The 994-nt window shown below is 61.0% G+C and carries 1 protein-coding gene and 1 pseudogene; both read left to right on the top strand.

Annotated elements, in window-relative coordinates:
* The first annotated feature begins 158 nt into the window (after positions 1–158).
* Entirely contained in the window at positions 159–413 is a 255-nt protein-coding gene (locus AC1DNF_RS35665; RefSeq protein WP_478153647.1) for a hypothetical protein, read from the top strand.
* A gap of 351 nt (positions 414–764) precedes the next feature.
* Positions 765–994, top strand: a pseudogene (locus AC1DNF_RS35660) (hypothetical protein); the annotation flags it as partial.

Genomic DNA, 994 nt, shown 5'->3' with positions numbered 1-994 from the left:
ATGATCGAAACCCGGTCGAGAACTGTGAATCGGGCGCGCGGTCCGAGGAGCAAGCGCTGATCGAGGCACGGCACGAATCCATCGCCGCGATCAAGAAGCTGGACGCAAGGCCGTAGTTCGGAAAGGAGCATAGTGCCTCCTGCCCCAAGGAAATGGAGATGGACATGGCTCTGGACGGCCTGCACCACGAACTGCTCAGCTTCTTGAACGAACAGGGCGCCACACAGCATCTGATCAATGCCTGGGAGAGCACCTGGTACTGCGCAGTTGCCTTTCCCGGCGAGCCACTGCCCTGCCCGAAATGCTTTCTTAATGGTCGCCTTCGGCGTCTAGTTCCCTTGATCAGCGTCGGTAAGCTGGGGGCGGCACGCTGTGAGGCCTGCAAGACGAAGTTCGAGTTTCATAAGGGTTGACCGACGCGCAGCAGGAGAGCCGCGAATCGCGTGATTGCAAAGATCGGCGTGCGGACTCGTAGCCACCCGCGGGCTCAAAGCACCGGAAGGTTGACTTCTCCACTCGCCCCGTGGATAGACCTGTGGACAACGGCGAGGGAAGCGTCCCGGATCGGCTCCAGAGGGGCCTTCCCACGGGACGCCTCAAAAACAGGCACTCCGCGTCCGCTGCGGCGCCCCTGCTGCTGCGGCCTGAGTTGATCTGGCGCAATCCGACCAAATCGACGGCCGGGACAATGCGAACGAGGGGCGCAGGAACGCGTCACCACAACTCGGCGGTGCCGCTGCTCACTTTACCCGAATCCATTTCACATGACGCTTCGAACCTATGTGATTGAAGCCGACCAATCCTTCCGGCTGACGCTGATTGAACAGCTCGAACGGCATGAGGGCCTTCGAGTGGTTGGGCACACATCAACGGAGGCCGCGGCCGTCCTGTGGTTGCTGTCGAACCCTAACAACTGGGACCTTGTAGTCCTAGACCTGCTCCTGGCACACAGCAATGGGTTGCGCGTTCTTGCCGCGTGTCGGGTGCGCAGTTG

This window comes from Variovorax sp. 01T432 (genome assembly GCF_056398605.1).
The sequence above is the reverse complement of the archived record's forward strand: the minus strand, read 5'-3'. Positions and strand labels throughout refer to the sequence as shown.

What these genes read in the sequence shown, in the direction of transcription:
- AC1DNF_RS35665 (WP_478153647.1), top strand. Translation starts at nt 159, where the DNA reads ATGGACATGGCTCTGGACGGCCTGCACCACGAACTGCTCAGCTTCTTG.